The organism is Streptomyces sp. DSM 116793, from assembly GCF_057320905.1.
This window is the reverse complement of the sequence record NZ_CM170494.1, coordinates 267,881-282,188: the sequence shown is the minus strand read 5'-3', so window position 1 is coordinate 282,188 and position 14,308 is coordinate 267,881. Positions and strand designations below refer to the sequence as shown.

Annotated in this window: 13 protein-coding genes and 1 pseudogene; 6 read left to right on the top strand and 8 right to left on the bottom strand. The window is 73.8% G+C overall.

What is annotated here, in order from left to right:
• Positions 1 to 140: 140 nt before the first annotated feature.
• Positions 141 to 683: an MOSC domain-containing protein gene (locus ACSMXW_RS01235; protein ID WP_485803282.1), complete on the top strand. Its 543-nt coding sequence runs from the start codon at positions 141 to 143 to the stop codon at positions 681 to 683.
• Between the two features lie 186 nt (positions 684 to 869).
• On the opposite strand, the gene ACSMXW_RS01230 is transcribed toward ACSMXW_RS01235, so the two are convergent.
• Positions 870 to 1,859: a LysR family transcriptional regulator gene (locus ACSMXW_RS01230; protein WP_485803280.1), complete on the bottom strand. Its 990-nt coding sequence runs from the start codon at positions 1,857 to 1,859 to the stop codon at positions 870 to 872.
• A 76-nt stretch (positions 1,860 to 1,935) separates the two neighbouring features.
• Here ACSMXW_RS01230 and ACSMXW_RS01225 point away from each other — a divergent pair, with 76 nt between their 5' ends.
• The gene (locus ACSMXW_RS01225) at positions 1,936 to 2,262 is read left to right on the top strand and encodes a hypothetical protein (RefSeq protein WP_485803278.1); all 327 of its coding nucleotides are present in this window, start codon (positions 1,936 to 1,938) and stop codon (positions 2,260 to 2,262) included.
• Positions 2,237 to 3,199: an EamA family transporter gene (locus ACSMXW_RS01220; RefSeq protein WP_485803276.1), complete on the top strand. Its 963-nt coding sequence runs from the start codon at positions 2,237 to 2,239 to the stop codon at positions 3,197 to 3,199. Before ACSMXW_RS01225 ends, ACSMXW_RS01220 begins: the two co-directional genes overlap by 26 nt.
• Here the strand turns inward: ACSMXW_RS01220 and ACSMXW_RS01215 are convergent.
• Positions 3,175 to 3,969 carry an SDR family NAD(P)-dependent oxidoreductase gene (locus ACSMXW_RS01215; protein WP_485803274.1) on the bottom strand — a complete coding sequence of 265 codons (795 nt, stop codon included), beginning with the start codon at positions 3,967 to 3,969 and terminating at the stop codon, positions 3,175 to 3,177. The two genes, ACSMXW_RS01220 and ACSMXW_RS01215, sit on opposite strands and share 25 nt — an antisense overlap.
• A gap of 153 nt (positions 3,970 to 4,122) precedes the next feature.
• Here ACSMXW_RS01215 and ACSMXW_RS01210 point away from each other — a divergent pair, with 153 nt between their 5' ends.
• Both ACSMXW_RS01210 and manD read left to right on the top strand, forming a co-directional pair.
• Positions 4,123 to 4,875 carry a Clp protease N-terminal domain-containing protein gene (locus tag ACSMXW_RS01210; protein WP_485803272.1) on the top strand — a complete coding sequence of 251 codons (753 nt, stop codon included), beginning with the start codon at positions 4,123 to 4,125 and terminating at the stop codon, positions 4,873 to 4,875.
• Positions 4,876 to 5,624: 749 nt separating this feature from the next.
• The gene (manD, locus tag ACSMXW_RS01205; RefSeq protein ID WP_485803270.1) at positions 5,625 to 6,866 is read left to right on the top strand and encodes a D-mannonate dehydratase ManD; all 1,242 of its coding nucleotides are present in this window, start codon (positions 5,625 to 5,627) and stop codon (positions 6,864 to 6,866) included.
• A 222-nt stretch (positions 6,867 to 7,088) separates the two neighbouring features.
• Here the strand turns inward: manD and ACSMXW_RS01200 are convergent, their stop codons facing one another.
• Both ACSMXW_RS01200 and ACSMXW_RS01195 read right to left on the bottom strand, forming a co-directional pair.
• On the bottom strand, positions 7,089 to 8,216 hold the full coding sequence (locus ACSMXW_RS01200) for a mandelate racemase/muconate lactonizing enzyme family protein (RefSeq protein WP_485803268.1): 1,128 nt from the start codon (positions 8,214 to 8,216) through the stop codon (positions 7,089 to 7,091).
• Positions 8,213 to 9,019: a creatininase family protein gene (locus tag ACSMXW_RS01195; protein ID WP_485808548.1), complete on the bottom strand. Its 807-nt coding sequence runs from the start codon at positions 9,017 to 9,019 to the stop codon at positions 8,213 to 8,215. The genes ACSMXW_RS01200 and ACSMXW_RS01195 overlap by 4 nt, the downstream gene beginning before the upstream one ends.
• 295 nt (positions 9,020 to 9,314) lie before the next feature.
• On the opposite strand from ACSMXW_RS01195, the gene ACSMXW_RS01190 reads away from it, so the two are divergent.
• Positions 9,315 to 10,274, top strand: coding sequence for an ROK family protein (locus ACSMXW_RS01190; RefSeq protein ID WP_485803266.1), 960 nt, complete (start codon positions 9,315 to 9,317; stop codon positions 10,272 to 10,274).
• A gap of 275 nt (positions 10,275 to 10,549) precedes the next feature.
• Here the strand turns inward: ACSMXW_RS01190 and ACSMXW_RS01185 are convergent.
• The 4 genes and pseudogenes from ACSMXW_RS01185 to ACSMXW_RS01170 all read right to left on the bottom strand — a co-directional run.
• Positions 10,550 to 11,392, bottom strand: a pseudogene (locus ACSMXW_RS01185) (ATP-binding cassette domain-containing protein); the annotation flags it as partial.
• Positions 11,389 to 12,354: an ATP-binding cassette domain-containing protein gene (locus tag ACSMXW_RS01180; protein ID WP_485803265.1), complete on the bottom strand. Its 966-nt coding sequence runs from the start codon at positions 12,352 to 12,354 to the stop codon at positions 11,389 to 11,391. The gene ACSMXW_RS01180 and the pseudogene ACSMXW_RS01185, both read right to left, overlap by 4 nt.
• Positions 12,351 to 13,265, bottom strand: a complete 915-nt coding sequence (locus ACSMXW_RS01175) for an ABC transporter permease (protein ID WP_485803264.1) — start codon at positions 13,263 to 13,265, stop codon at positions 12,351 to 12,353. Before ACSMXW_RS01175 ends, ACSMXW_RS01180 begins: the two co-directional genes overlap by 4 nt.
• Positions 13,262 to 14,173 (bottom strand): ABC transporter permease, encoded by a 912-nt coding sequence (locus ACSMXW_RS01170; RefSeq protein WP_485808546.1) that lies wholly within the window; start codon positions 14,171 to 14,173, stop codon positions 13,262 to 13,264. Before ACSMXW_RS01170 ends, ACSMXW_RS01175 begins: the two co-directional genes overlap by 4 nt.
• Positions 14,174 to 14,308: the final 135 nt, after the last annotated feature.

The following is a 14,308-nucleotide window of genomic DNA, read 5'->3' as shown; positions in this document are numbered from 1 at the left end:
ACTGGGCGGGGAGGATCTCCGACTCAGGTCACCAGTGGCCGGAGCACGAGCCCTGCGGCGGACGATCGGGTTAGGCTCGGTGCGGCTCCACCCTCCGGGCGGGAGACGTCCGGGCAGGTCACGGAAGAGAGGCCCGAGGGATGACCGGAACGGTGACTGCGGTCAGCAGCAACGGCACCTACTCGTTCACCAAGCCGAACAAGGACAGCATCACCCTGCTCGCCGGTCTCGGGGTGGAGGGGGACGTGCACGCCGGTGTGACCGTCAAGCACCGCTCACGCATCGCGCAGGACCCCACGCAGCCGAACCTCCGCCAGGTCCACCTCATCCACGAGGAGCTCTTCACCGAGGTGGCCGACGCCGGGTTCACGGTCGCTCCCGGCGAGCTGGGCGAGAACGTCACCACCCGCGGTATCGACCTGCTGAGCCTGCCGGCCGGCACCCTGCTCGGCCTCGGCCCCGACGCCGTGGTGGAGGTGACCGGCCTGCGCAATCCCTGTGTCCAGATCGACCACTTCCAGGACGGCCTGCTGAAGCAGGTCGTCGGCCGCGACGAGTCGGGAGCCGTGGTGCGCAAGGCCGGCATCATGAGCATCGTGAAGGAGGGCGGCGTGGTGCGGCCCGGCGACACCATCACCGTTCGACTGCCCCAGCCACCGCACCGGCCGCTGGAGCGGGTCTGACAGGCACGGCGGGTCTGACAAGGCACTGCGGGTCTGACAGGGACACGAACAACGTCGGCTGCCCGGAACGCCGACGGCCCCAGAACCTCCGCGTGACGCCGGAACGTCCACGACACCGGAACATCCGCGACGCCGGGACCCCACGACCCGGGGGAACGACTGCGGTCCGGCACGAGCAGTGAGCCGTCAGGCCCCTCGTCCGTGCTCTGCCGGCGCCTCCAGCGCCCCCGGTGCCCGCCCGGCGGTCCCCGGCGCCTCGGCCGGGGCACCCGGCGGCAGTACCGCCTGCGCCGCCCGGGCCCGTAGCGCCCTGAGCCCTTCGGCTATGGGGCGCTGGTCCCGGCTTCCCGTGCGGATGCAGGTCATGACCCGGCGGGCGACCGGCGGGCGGTCGCCGAGGGGCACGCGGACCAGCCGGGCGTGTCCGGTGAGAGGCACCAGGCGCGGTACCAGGCACACGCCGAGACCATGGCCGATCAGCGTCAGCACCGCATGCCAGTCGTCCGCGTGGTGCACCATCCGGGGTGAGAAACCGGCGGCTGCGCACAGTGCCTGGATGAGCTGGTGGTGGTCGTGGTGCGGTGAGATCCAGTCCTCGGCGGCCGCGTCGGGGAGGACCGCGCCGGCGCGGGCGGCGAGCCGGTGGCCGGCCGGGACGACCAGGTCGATCACGTCGTCCAGCAGGGGCTCCTGATGGAACCGCGGGTCGTCCACCGGAGGCACGCCCGGCAGCGGCGGCAGCACCCCGATGTCCAGCCGTCCCGACAGCACCTGCTGGTAGCACGCGCGCGTGTCGACCTCCGTCACATGGGTGCGGACGGGCGGCGCGGAGTGCAGCAGATCGGCGGCGGCCGGCGCGAGCAGCGAGCCGATGCTCGTGGCGAACCCGCCGATGCGCAGCAGCCGGTGCGGGCTCTCCTCGTGGCTCGTGAGGTCGGCGCGGGCCCGCTCCCACTGGGCCCACAGCGCGTCGGCGTGCCCGAGCAGGACATGGCCCGCCGAGGTGAGGCGCAGACGGCGCCCCTCCGGCTCCAGGAGCGCCGTGCCCACGTCCCGTGCGAGCTGTTTGAGCTGCTGCGAGACCGCGGAGGGGGAGAGGCTCAGCTCCCGTGCGGCGGCCGTCACGGTGCCCTGCTCGTGCAGCACACGGAAGGTGCGCAGCAATTCCAGATCCATCTTGCAGCTCCTCTGCACGGTTCCCTGCCGGATTTTGCGATGGACGTGCACATAGGCTCCCGGAATGCTCGGGTCCATGACAGGGCCTCAGCAGCATGAGCATCCACAGCGGCACGGACAGGACGATCCTCGGCGGCAGGAACGGGAGCAGCACCGGTGCACGGCGTGCGGCTGGCCCCTGCGTGCGGAGGAGACCGAGGTCTCGCGCCACCGGGTGATGGGAGGAGCCGTCGTGTACGCCCGCTGCCCGTGCGGCCGGCTGCGGGTCTGGTTCGAGCCGGAACGCACCGGTGCCCGGGTACGGCTGGTGGTGGAGGGGAGCGGACAGATATCCGACCCGGCGTGGCGGCCCGCCCTCCGCACCCGGAAAGGTCCCCATGGCCGGGACACGCACACGTCCTGACGGCCCCGAAGGACCCCCGGCGGCGGCGTCCGGACGCCCCTGGGGACGGCCGCTGCCCGCGCCCGTCCTGGTCCTGGGCAGCGTCGTCAGCGTGCAGACCGGTCAAGCGCTGGGCAAGCGGCTCTTCGAGACGACGGGCGGTCCGGCCGGCGCGGTGGCGCTGCGGTTGTCCCTCGCCGCACTCGTGCTGCTCGCGGTGTGGCGTCCCCGCCTGCCGACGCGGTGGACGGACCTGGTCCCGGTCCTGGGATACGGCACGGCGATCGCCGGTATGAACCTCGTCTACCCGGCCATGGCGCGGATGCCGGTGGGGGTGGCGATGACCGTGCAGCTCACGGGCCCCCTTGCGGTTTCGCTTGCGACGGCGCGCCGCTGGCGCGAGGGGGTGTGGGGGCTGCTGGCGACGACGGGGGTCGTGCTGTTCCTGCTGCCCGGCCCCACCGGCCGCCCGCTGTCCCCCGCCGGTATCGCCTTCGCCGTGGGGGCGGCGGTGGCGATGGGTGGCTACCTGCTGCTGAGCCGGTGGGCAGGAGCCACGATGTCGGGCGGCGGTCCGCTGGCCCTCGCACTGTCATGGGCCGCGCTGGTCACGCTGCCCTTCGCCCTGGCGGACGACGCGGACAGGCTGGTGCGGGCGGACGCGCTGCCGAGCGGGCTGCTGGTCGCCGTGCTGTCGGCGGCCCTGCCCTACTCCCTGGAGCTGACCGCTCTGCGCCGCCTGCCCGTCCGGGTGGTGGGCGTCATGCAGAGCTTGGAGCCCCTCGCGGCCGCGCTCGCCGGACTGCTGCTGCTCGGCGAGCGCCTGACGGCGCCGCAGTGGCTGGCGATCGGATGTGTCACCGCTGCGTCGGCCGGCGCGGTGGCCTCCGGGCGTATCCCGGAACCGGACAGGAACGGTCAGGGTGGGAACGATCAGGGCAGGATCGCGTCCACGTAGCCGCCGTCCACCCGCAGCGCGCCGCCCGTCGTCGCCGACGCCTGGTCCGAGCTGAGGTAGACCACCATGTTCGCGATCTCCTCCGGCTCGATCAGGCGTTGCAGCAGGGACTGCGGCCGGTACGTGCGCATGAAGTCGCGCTGGGCCTCGTCCCAGGGCAGGTCGCGGTCGACCAGCTCGTAGACGAAGTCCTCCACGCCTCCGGTGTGGGTGGGACCCGCGATCACCGAGTTCACCGTCACCCCGGTGCCCGCGGCCTCCTTGGCGAATCCCCGACCCACGGCGAGCAGCGCCGTCTTGGACATCCCGTACTGGATCATCTCCTTGGGGATGGCCACCGCGGAGTCGCTGGCGATGTACTGGATGCGCCCCCAGCCGCGCTCCACCATGCCGGGCAGCACGGCCCGGGTCAGCCGGACCCCGGCCAGCACGTTGACCTCGAAGTAGCGCCGCCACTCCTCGTCGGTGATCTCCAGCGCGGGGCGGGCGCCGAAGATGCCGAGGTTGTTGATGAGGATGTCCACCTGCGGCAGCAGCTCCGTCACCCGCTCGGCGCCCTCCTCGGTGGTCACGTCCGCCGGCACGGCGACGAAGTCCGCGCCGGGCACCAGCGAGAACAGGTGCGCCACGGCCTGCGCCACGCCGTCCTTGCTCCTGCCGTTGACGCCGACCCGTGCGCCCGCGCGGGCCAGGCCCGCCGCAATGGCCGCCCCGATGCCCTGGGTGGATCCGGTGACCAGCGCCGTACGTCCGGAGAGATTGATCTGCATCAGCACACTTCCTCATGTCTGCGATCGCCTGTCGGTCTGCTCCTACCCGGTTACCCGATCTTGTCGATCATGAGCGGCACCCCGCCGCCCACCCGGCTCCCTGCTGTCAACTCAGGGTTGACGATGGTGTGGGTGTCAACCTAAGGTTGCCTCATGGAGGAGCCCACACGCATCCAGACATCCGTCCGTCTCGACGACCTCATCGACGCCATCAAGAAGGTCCACACCGAGGTCCTCGACCAGCTCACCGATGCCGTCCTGGCCGCCGAGCACCTGGGGGAGCTCGCCGACCACCTCATCGGCCACTTCGTCGACCAGGCGCGCCGTTCCGGTGCCTCGTGGAGCGAGATCGGCAAGAGCATGGGCGTCACCCGGCAGGCCGCCCAGAAGCGGTTCGTCCCCAAGGACCTCGGCAGCCTCTCCGACCTGGACCCCAGCCAGGGCTTCAGCAGGTTCACCCCGCGCGCCCGCAAGGTGGTGGTGGCGGCGCAGAACGAGGCGCACGCCGCCCACCACGACAAGATCCTCTGCGCCCACCTGGTCCTGGGCCTGCTGAGCGAGCCGCAGGGGCTGGCCGTCCAGGCGATCACCGCGCAGGGCGTGACACCGGACCGCGTCCGGCAGGCCGCCAAGGAGGCCCTGCCCCCGGCGGCCGAACAGTTGCCCGCGCTCATCCCGTTCGACGCGAGCGCGCGCAAGGCCTTGGAGCTGACGTTCCGTGAGGCCCTGCGGCTCGGGCACAACTACATCGGCACCGAGCACATCCTGCTCGCCCTGCTGGAGTGCGAGGACGGCGAGGGGGTGCTCAGCGGGCTCGGCATCGGCAAGGCGGCCGCCGAGGAATCCGTCACCGCCGCGCTCTCCGCGATCGTCGGCCAGCAGGCGAAGGAAGGAGAGAAGGGCTGACGGCCCGAAGGCCCCCGCCATCCACCCGGGCTCCGGAGCACGCACCTCGTGCCTCGGAGCCCCTGCCCGTGTGCGGTTTCCACACCAATGACCCCATGTGGGCAGCACCTCGAAAGCGGTGCGGGAACCGCGGCGCATCTCCGCCGGCATCTCCGCCGGCCCCTGCGCGCCCTCGTAGGCCGGCCTCGCCGCCTCGCCGCCTCGCCGCCTCACCGGCCTCGGCGACGGTCCCGGCGCATCCGACGCGCGCTCTCGACAGTGACCATGGGAGATCGATATACCTGGCGGGTGCCGGGCCGCACCCGCGGTGGAACCCGGCGCGGCCCCCCGGCAGCCGGCGGCGGCTCCGACCACCACCGGACGAAGATCCCAGGCCGTCGGTGTGGAAGCCGCCAGGCCACCCGCGGCGCAGGACCCGGGGCCATCAGCGGGCGAAGCCCGCAGGCCGGCGGCGCAAGAAGACGGCAGGCCAGCAGCGGAAGGCGAGCAGTTCACCGTGAAAGCGCAACTCCGCCGGGCTCGGCACGGCGGGACCTCGTCGTCCGGGTCGGCGCCGACGTCCGGTCCCGCACCAAGGGACCCTGAGGACCCCTGATGCCGTGCAGCCGCGATCCGGGCGCATCGACGAGGAACCGGGCGCCCTGCGGGACCACGGCATCCCCTCACCCGCAGCTTCCCGTACCGGCCCGACCCGATCCCGCCCCGCCCCGCCCGCTGGAACCCGTATCCACCCCACAGGAGTCGCCCATATGAAGATCCGCTCGGCCGACGTCATCGTCACCAGCCCGGGACGCAACTTCGTCACCCTGCGCATCACCACCGACGACGGCCTCACCGGGCTGGGGGACGCCACCCTCAATGGCCGCGAGCTCGCCGTCGCCAGCTATCTGCGCGACCATGTCGCACCGCTGCTGATCGAGCGGGACGCCGGCCGGATCGAGGACACCTGGCAGTACCTGTACCGCGGCGCGTACTGGCGGCGCGGGCCGGTCACCATGGCGGCCATCGCCGCGGTGGACACCGCCCTGTGGGACATCAAGGCCAAGGCCGCCGGGATGCCGCTCTACCAACTCCTCGGCGGCGCGTCCCGCACCGGGGCCCTCGCCTACGGCCACGCGTCCGGGCGCGACCTGCCCGAGCTGATGGACTCGGTACGCGCCCACCTCGCGCAGGGTTACCGCGCCATCCGCATCCAGACCGGCATCCCCGGGCTCGACTCGGTGTACGGCGTGGCCGCCTCCGCGGCGGCCGGCGGCGACCGCTACGACTACGAACCCGCCAGGCGCTCCGGCGCCGGCCGGACCCTGCCCGTCGAGGAGACCTGGGACACCCGCGCCTACCTGCGGCATGTACCGGCGGTCTTCGAGGCGGTGCGCGCGGAGTTCGGTCCCGAACTGCCGCTGCTGCACGACGGCCACCACCGCATGACGCCCATCCAGGCGGCCGGACTGGGCAAGGCGCTGGAGCCCTACGACCTGTTCTGGCTGGAGGACGCCACACCCGGCGAGGACCAGGCGGCCCTGCGGCTGATCCGCCAGCACACCACCACCCCCCTCGCCATCGGTGAGGTCTTCAACTCCGTCCACGACTACACGACCCTGCTCAGCGAGCGGCTGATCGACTACGTGCGCTCCGCTGTCACCCACACCGGCGGTGTCACCGCCATGCGCAAACTCCTCGACCACGCCGCGGTGTACGGCATCAGGTCCGGTCTGCACGGCCCCACGGACATCTCACCGGTCGGCATGGCCGCCGCGCTCCACCTGGACCTCGCCGTGCACAACTTCGGCATCCAGGAGTACATGCGGCACTCCGCCCGGACCCTGGAGGTCTTCCGCACCTCCTACACCTTCACCGACGGCCTCCTCCACCCCTCCGACACGCCCGGCCTCGGTGTCGATCTGGACGACGAGGCCGCGGCCGCCTTCCCGTACACCCCTGCCTACCTCCCCGTGAACCGTCTGAGGGACGGCACAGTCCACGACTGGTGATCCGCGGCACCTGGCCTGTCCCGTGGACGGCCCGCGATGCTCGGCGGTTTCGGTCTTGCTGACGGGGCCGGGGTGGTTCCCGGAGCCGGTCCGGCGTTCGAGGACGAGCCCGGAGGATGACCTGGGGAGCCCGCCCGGCGTTCGGGGACGAGCCCGGAGGGCGATGGACGGCAGGCGGCACGACCGGCACCGCCCCCGGCCGGCCGCCGCGCCGAGCGGCCCTCACCCCGTGAGATCCCCCTCGCGCTCGTTGACGGAAGCGAAGTACCGCACCTTCTCCTCGTCCACCCGCACCCCGAGCCCCGGCCCCGTGGGCACCCGCAGCCGCCCCGCCTCCAGCCGCAACGGCTCGATGATGTCGTCCGCGTGCAGGTAGTACATGCTGTCGATGGCCCGCGAGAGCACCGGCGTACTCGCCACCACCGCCAGATGCGCCGCGGTGGCGATACCGAGCTCACCCCCGCTGTGCAGGTTCATGCCGAGCCCGAACGTCTCGCAGTGCGCGGCGAGCGCCTTGGTCGCCGCGATCCCGCCCCACTTGTAGACGTCGCCGTGCACGACGTCCACCGCGTTCAGCCGGACCGCGGGCGCGAAGTCCTCGAAGCGGACGACGCACATGTTGGTGCAGAGCGGAATGCGCACCTTTGCCGCCACCTGGCTCATGCCCTCGATCCCCACGCACGGGTCCTCCAGGTACTCCAGGTCCAGCTCCTCCAGCGCGATCCCGGCGCGCACCGCGTCCGGCACCGACCACGCGGCGTTCGGGTCGACCCGCAGATTCACGCCCGGCAGGGCGTCCCGCAGCGCCCGCATGACGGCCACGTCGCCCTCGACGTCCCGGGTGCCCTTCAGCTTGACCGCCGTGAAGCCGCCCTCGGCGACCACCCGCGCCGCGTGCTCCGCCAGCGCCCGCGGTAGCCCCGCGGCGTCCGCGCCGGGCGCGTCCGCGCGGGTGACCAGCGCGGTGATCGGCACCTCGTCACGCACCGGGCCGCCCAGCAGGTCCGTGACCGACTGGCCGGTGACCTTGCCCATCACGTCCCAGCAGGCGACGTCCAGGGCGGCGATCGCCGCATAGCCGAGGTAACCGTAGAAGAACGGCACCATGTGCTGCTTGCGGTGGAACCGCTCCAGGGCGAACGGGCTCGTGCCGATCAGGTCCCCGGCGATCGACCGGATGATCGCGGCCACCGGCCCGCCCCACATCGTCTCGCCCCAGCCCTCCACGCCCTCGTCCGTGCGGAGCCGGACCACCGTCCGCGTCTCGCCCGTCTTGGTCTCGAAGGAGCTCGTGAACGGGTTGGTCAGGGGCAGGTTCACGACCTGCACGTCGACATCTGTGATCTTCATGCCTCTCCTCGGACGGCAGCGGTGGGCGCGACGGCGGTGGCGGCGGTGGCGGTCATGGGGTCCGCGGCGGTCGCCGCGTCGAACGCGCGGATCGCCCTGGCCAGGCCCCGGGCCCGGGCGTCCAGCAGTCGCCGACCCTGCTCGGCTTCGGCACCGGAGGCGTCGTCCGTGGCCCCGCCCACCCGCGCCCACTCCCCGTGCCGCTCGACGGTGAGGCCCGGGTGGGGCGGACGGTCGAAGAGCGGTGGTGGATCGACCGGAGCGCGCGGCGGCACCGGCGTGCGCACCAGCGCGGGGTGGGCCGCGAGCATCAGCGACGTCTCGAACCAGCCCGCGTGGCCGGGGGTACGGTCAGGGCGTTCGCCGGGCGCCTCCCCGGCCGCCAGCGTCCAGTAGGAACAGGCGGCCACCGTGGCCCGCGCACGCAGCGTGAAGCGCTTCGCCGCCAGGCGCATGATCTCGTCGTTGCCGCCGTGCCCGTTGACCACCATGATCCGCCGGTAGCCGCTGGTCACCAGCGAGTCGAGCAGGTCGTCGAGGACCGCGGCCAGGGTGGACGCGGAGAGCGAGAGCGCCGCCGCGAAGAGGTGGTGCGGGCTGTGCCCGAACGGCAGGGTGGGCAGCCGCACCAGCGCGGGCGCACCGGGCTCCGCGGCGAGCAGCGCCGTCGCCCGGTCGGTGACCGCCTCGACGAGCAGGGTGTCCGTACCCATCGGCAGGTGCCCGGCGTGCTGCTCCTGGGAGCCGATGGGCAGCAGGGCGATGGCGCGCTCGCCGGCGTCGCGGACCTGACGCCAGGTCAGCTCGGTGAGGCGGGCGGTGCTGGTGGACGCGGCCCGGGCGGCACCGTCCGGAACGGCGGGGGCGGTCCCGCCACCGGAGTCGTCTCCGATGCCGGTGTCCGATGGTGCGATGGAGGTACGGCCCGTGCCGGCCGGGTCGTCCGCCGGGGGCTCGGTGCCGGTGGCGCGGAATGCGCCCGTGGTGTCGGTCATGGGGGTACGGTCCTGGTCGGGGCGGTTCTGTCGGGTCACGGTGCTGCCTTCCGTAATCTCACGGCTCTACCTCAGGAAACGCCACGCGTGGCAGAGTCGGCGCATGGTGCATGAACGTCCTCCGCTGCGGCTGGTGCCCGAGCCCGCGACGCCCCCGGTCACACCGTCCGCCCCCCGGGTGCTGGGCGCGGTCGAACTGCTGCCCGGGCGTGTCAGGGCGGCCGTGCTGACCGTCTCGGGCCGGGTACTGGAACGCACCGAGGCGGCGTACGACGCGGCGGCACCCGCCCCCGCCGAGGTGGACGCGGCACTCGCCCGTGCCGCCCGGGTGTTCGCCGGGCGGGCGCCCGTGGGCGTGGGCATCGCCGCCGCCGGGCTCGTCGATCCGGACGCCGGTGTGATCACCGAGGTCAACGACGTGCCCGCGCTGCACGGCTACCCGGTGGGCGAGCGGCTGCGGGCGCTGACCGGGGCACCGGTCCGGGTGGAGCACCGGGCGCGCCTTCAGGTGCTGGGCGACCGGTGGTTCGGGCCCGGCCGGGGCCGGCGCACCTTCGCGTCGGTGTCCACCGGTGAGGTGCTGGGCGTCGGCATCCTCTACGAGGGCGAGGTGCTGGCCCCGCACGGCGGCCGCAGCGGCGCCCATATGACCGTCTCGGCCAGCGGCGAGCGCTGTACCTGCGGCAGCCGGGGATGCTGGAAGACCCTGGCCACCACCCGCTGGCTGCGCGCCCGCGCCCGGGCGGCCGGTCTCGGCCCCGACCGTTCGCTGGCCGCGCTCGCCGGGCGCGACGACGAGCCGGCCCGTGCCGTGGTGGCCGAGTACGCGGACCATCTCGCCCTCGGCCTGGTCAACGTCCAGCAGCTCTTCGCACCCGGCCTCTTCGTGCTGCACGGTGAGGCACGCGAGGGCGGCGAGCGCTTCCGGGCGTTGATCGAGCGGCGGCTGCGGTCCGGTGTCGCGGCGGCGGGCGCGGAGGAGCCCCGGGTCCTCGTCAGCGACGCGGCCGTGGACGACGTCGCCCTGCTGGGCGGTGCGGGGCTGGTGCTGTCGCATCTCTAGCCGCCGAGCCCGCCGGGCCCGCCGAGCCCGCCGGGCCCGATGGGGCCGCCGGGCCCGATGGGGCCGCCGGGCCCGATGGGGCCGCCGAGACCGCCGGGCCCGCCGAGACCGCCGGGACCGATGGGGCCGCCGGCGCCCGGGTCGCCGTGGCGGCCGTCCGCACCGTCGGCGTCGGCCGCGGCGCGGCAACCCTCCGCGTCCCCGGCGCCGGATGCGCGGGGACGGCCGCCCGCAGCCGCGGTGCCGCTGTCGGCGCCGGCGCCCTTCCCGCCGCGGCGGCCGCCCGCGCGGCGGGCCCGGCGCGGGTCGGGGACCGGCACCGCGTCCAGCAGCCGGCGGGTGTAGGGATGCCCGGGTGCGTGGAAGACCCGCGCGGCGTCACCCACCTCCACCAGCCGCCCCCGGTGCATCACGGCGACGCGGTCGGCCACCTGCCGCACCACGGCGAGGTTGTGTGAGACGAAGACGTACGTCAGACCGTGCCGCCGCTGCAACTCGGCCAGCAGCTCCAGGGTCCTGGCCTGCACGGAGACGTCCAGGGCACTGGTCGGCTCGTCGAGCACCACAAGCCGGGGCTCCAGCGCGAGAGCACGGGCGATGGAGACGCGCTGCCGCTGGCCGCCGGAGAACTCGTGCGGATAGCGGTCCTGCATCGCCGCGTCCAGGCCGACCGCCGCCAGGAGTTCGCCGACCCGCTCCCGGGTGCGCGCCCTGCCCCGCCGGCCGCGGGCCGCCGGGTCGTGGGTGACCAGCGGCTCCGCCACGACGTCGGCGATGCGCCAGCGCGGGTTCATGCTGGAGTACGGGTCCTGGAGGACCACCTGCATCTGCCGCCGCAGGCGCCGCAGCCCCGCCGGGGAGAGCGCCGCGAGGTCCTGGCCGTCGAAACTCACCCGCCCCGCGGTGGGCGTGAGCAGGCGCAGCAGCAGCCGGGTCAGCGTCGTCTTCCCGCAGCCCGACTCGCCGACCAGCGCCAGCGTCTCGCCCTCGTGCACGGTCAGGGACACGTCGTCGACGGCGAGCGAGCCGTGCCTGCCGCCGAACTCCTTGCGCAGACCCGCCAGTTCGACGAGCACCGGGGACGAGGGGCCGCCCGCGGGCGTTGTGGTGGTGGTCATGCCCGCTCCAGACGGGGGGTGGCGTCCAGCAGCCGGCGGGTGTAGTCGTCTGCGGGGTGGTCGAAGACATCGAGGACAGGACCGCTCTCCACGACCCGGCCCCGGTTCATCACCACGACGCGGTCGGCGGTCTCGGCGACCACGCCCAGGTCATGGGTGATCAGGACCACGGCCATGCCGTGCCGCCGCTGGAGGCCGACCAGCAGGTCCAGGATCTGCCGCTGCACGGTGACGTCCAGCGCGGTGGTGGGCTCGTCGGCGATGAGCAGCCGGGGCCGGCCGACCAGCGCCGTGGCGATCATCACCCGCTGGCGCAGGCCTCCGGAGAGCTCGTGCGGGTACTGCCCGTAACGACGCCCGGGCTCGGGCACGCCCACCTCGTCCAGCGCGGCGAGCGCCTGCTCCCGCGCCCGGGCGCGGGACAGCCCCTGGTGGTGCCTGAGCACCTCGGCGACCTGGGCGCCCACCCGCTGGAGCGGGTCGAGGCTGGTCATGGGGTCCTGGAACACCATCGCGATGTCCCGGCCGCGGATCCGGCCCAGCTCCCTCGTGGACAGGGCGAGCAGGTCGCGCCCGCCGAAGCGGATCTCGCCACCCGCGTACACGCACGGCGGCTCAGGGTTCAGCCGCAGCACGGACAGCGCGGTGGCGGTCTTGCCGCTGCCGGACTCCCCGACGACGGCGACGGTCTCACCGGCCGCCACCCGCAGGTCGACGCCGCGGACGGCGTGCACCACGGAGGAGCCGAGGCGGAAGTCGACGCTGAGGCCGGCGATGTCGAGCAGCCAAGTGGCCTCCGCCGGGCCCGTGGCGCCCGCTGGATCCGCCGCGCCTGCCGGGTCCGCCGCGCCTGCCGGGCCCGCGGCGCCCGGCGGGTCCGCGGCGCCCGGCGGGGCGGTCGGTGGAAGTGTGGCCGGGTCCGGGGTGGCCGGCTGGGATGCGGCCGGGTGTGATTCGGTCATCGGCGGTACGCCTTCGGGTCCGCGACGTCCCGCAGGGCGTCGCCCGTGATGTTGACGGCGAGCGAGGTGAGCATGAGGGCCACCCCCGGGAAGACCGCGACCCACCAGGACGTGCCCAGGTAGAGCTGGCCGTCCGCGAGCATCGAGCCCCAGGTGACGGTCTCCTTGGGCACGCCGAGCCCCAGATAGCTCAGGGACGCCTCGGCGACGATGGCCGCCGCGACATGCAGGGTGCCGATGGTGGCCAGCGGCGCCATGACGTTGGGCAGCAGGTGCCTGCGCATGATCGCGGCGTCGGTGGCCCCGATGGCCCGCGCCTCGGTGATGAAGTCCCGAGAACGCAGCGACAGCACCTCCGAGCGGACCACACGGGCGTACGACACCCAGCCCGTGAAGCCCAGCACCAGGATGACGTACCACAGGCCCGAGCCGGTGAAGCCCACGATGGCGAGGGCCAGCAGGATCGGCGGGAACGCGAGCTGCACGTCCGCGATCCGCATCAGGACCCGGTCCGGCCAGCCGCCGAAGTACCCGGACGCCAGGCCGATAACGGTGCCGAGTGCCCCGGCGAGCAGCGCGGCGCCCGCGCCGACCAGCAGCGAGACCCGGGTGCCGTAGATGACACGGGAGAGCATGTCCCGGCCGAGCTGGTCGGTGCCGAGCGGGTGGGCGCCGCTGCCGCCGGCCTGCCACGCCGGCGGGCGCAGCCGCATCAGCAGGTCCTGCGCGTCGGGGTCGGCCGGGGCGAGCAGCGGCGCGAAGAGCGCGGCGACGACCAGGACGGCGAGGAAGACCAGCGCGACCACGGCCAGCCGGTTGCGCAGCAGAGTGCGCAGTGCGATCGACCGTGGGCTGAGGCCCTTGGGGGCCCCGGGCGGGGCGGTGGGGACGGTGGTGGTCGTGACGGTCATGAGGAGGCCCTCACCCTCGGGTCGAGCAGCCGGTAGGAGAGGTCGACCAGCAGGTTCACCACGACGAACGTCGCCGCGAAGAACAGCACGGCCGCCTGCACCAGTGGGAAGTCACGGTGGGAGATCGCCTCGATGGTGAGCTGGCCGACGCCCGGCCAGGAGAACACCTGCTCGGTGAGGATGGCCCCGCCGAGCAGTCCTCCGATCTCCAGGCCGACGACGGTCACCACCGGCAGCGAGGCGTTGCGCAGGCCGTGCGTGAGCACCACCTTGAGCGGGCCGAAGCCCTTGGCACGTGCGGTGCGGATGTGGTCGCTGGCGAGCACGTCGATCAGCGATGAGCGCAGCAGCCGGGCTACGACCGCGACCGAGTACACGGCGAGAGTCACGGACGGCAGCACCAGGTTGGCGAAGGTGCCGTACCCGGAGGCGGGCAGGGCGTGCAGCCCGACCGCGAACACCAGGATCAGCAGGATGCCCACCCAGAACGGTGGCGTGGACTGGCCGAGCAGGACGCCCGTCATCACGCTCCGGTCGGTGGCCCGGCCGCGCCGCATGGCCGCGATCACCCCGGCAGGCAGCGCCACCGCCAGCGTCACCACCAGGGCGCCCGCGGCCAGTTGCAGCGTGGCGGGCAGCCGGGCGGCGAGCACCTGGCCGACGGGCTGGTGGTAGAAGAGCGACGTGCCGAGGTCGAGCCGGGGCAACCCCCACAGATAGTCCAGGTACTGCGTGAAGAGCGGCCGGTCCAGGCCCAGGCCGGCCCGCAGCACCGCCTCCTGGTGGGCGGTGGCGTCCGGCGGCAGCAGGAGCTTGACGGGGTCTCCGGAGAGCCGGACGAGGAAGAACGACACGGTCGCCGTGCACAGCAGGACGAACACGGCGCTCGCGACCCGGGTGAGCACCATCCGCAGGAGGCCCGCCCAGTGGCCGCCCACGGCGGCGCGGGCCCCGGCGCCCTGCCCCTCGGCCGCCTGGCCGCGGGCGAGCCCGGCCCCGTTGCCCCGTCCCGCCCCGCCGTCGGGTCCGTCGCCGGGCGCCGC

Coding starts and splice junctions, on each gene's coding strand:
- ACSMXW_RS01180 (WP_485803265.1), bottom strand. CDS start 12,354: ATGACCGAATCACACCCGGCCGCATCCCAGCCGGCCACCCCGGACCCG.
- ACSMXW_RS01170 (WP_485808546.1), bottom strand. CDS start 14,173: ATGGTGCTCACCCGGGTCGCGAGCGCCGTGTTCGTCCTGCTGTGCACG.
- ACSMXW_RS01190 (WP_485803266.1), top strand. CDS start 9,315: ATGGTGCATGAACGTCCTCCGCTGCGGCTGGTGCCCGAGCCCGCGACG.
- ACSMXW_RS01215 (WP_485803274.1), bottom strand. CDS start 3,969: ATGCAGATCAATCTCTCCGGACGTACGGCGCTGGTCACCGGATCCACC.
- ACSMXW_RS01225 (WP_485803278.1), top strand. CDS start 1,936: ATGACAGGGCCTCAGCAGCATGAGCATCCACAGCGGCACGGACAGGAC.
- ACSMXW_RS01230 (WP_485803280.1), bottom strand. CDS start 1,859: ATGGATCTGGAATTGCTGCGCACCTTCCGTGTGCTGCACGAGCAGGGC.
- ACSMXW_RS01210 (WP_485803272.1), top strand. CDS start 4,123: ATGGAGGAGCCCACACGCATCCAGACATCCGTCCGTCTCGACGACCTC.
- ACSMXW_RS01235 (WP_485803282.1), top strand. CDS start 141: ATGACCGGAACGGTGACTGCGGTCAGCAGCAACGGCACCTACTCGTTC.
- manD (WP_485803270.1), top strand. CDS start 5,625: ATGAAGATCCGCTCGGCCGACGTCATCGTCACCAGCCCGGGACGCAAC.
- ACSMXW_RS01175 (WP_485803264.1), bottom strand. CDS start 13,265: ATGACCGTCACGACCACCACCGTCCCCACCGCCCCGCCCGGGGCCCCC.
- ACSMXW_RS01200 (WP_485803268.1), bottom strand. CDS start 8,216: ATGAAGATCACAGATGTCGACGTGCAGGTCGTGAACCTGCCCCTGACC.
- ACSMXW_RS01220 (WP_485803276.1), top strand. CDS start 2,237: ATGGCCGGGACACGCACACGTCCTGACGGCCCCGAAGGACCCCCGGCG.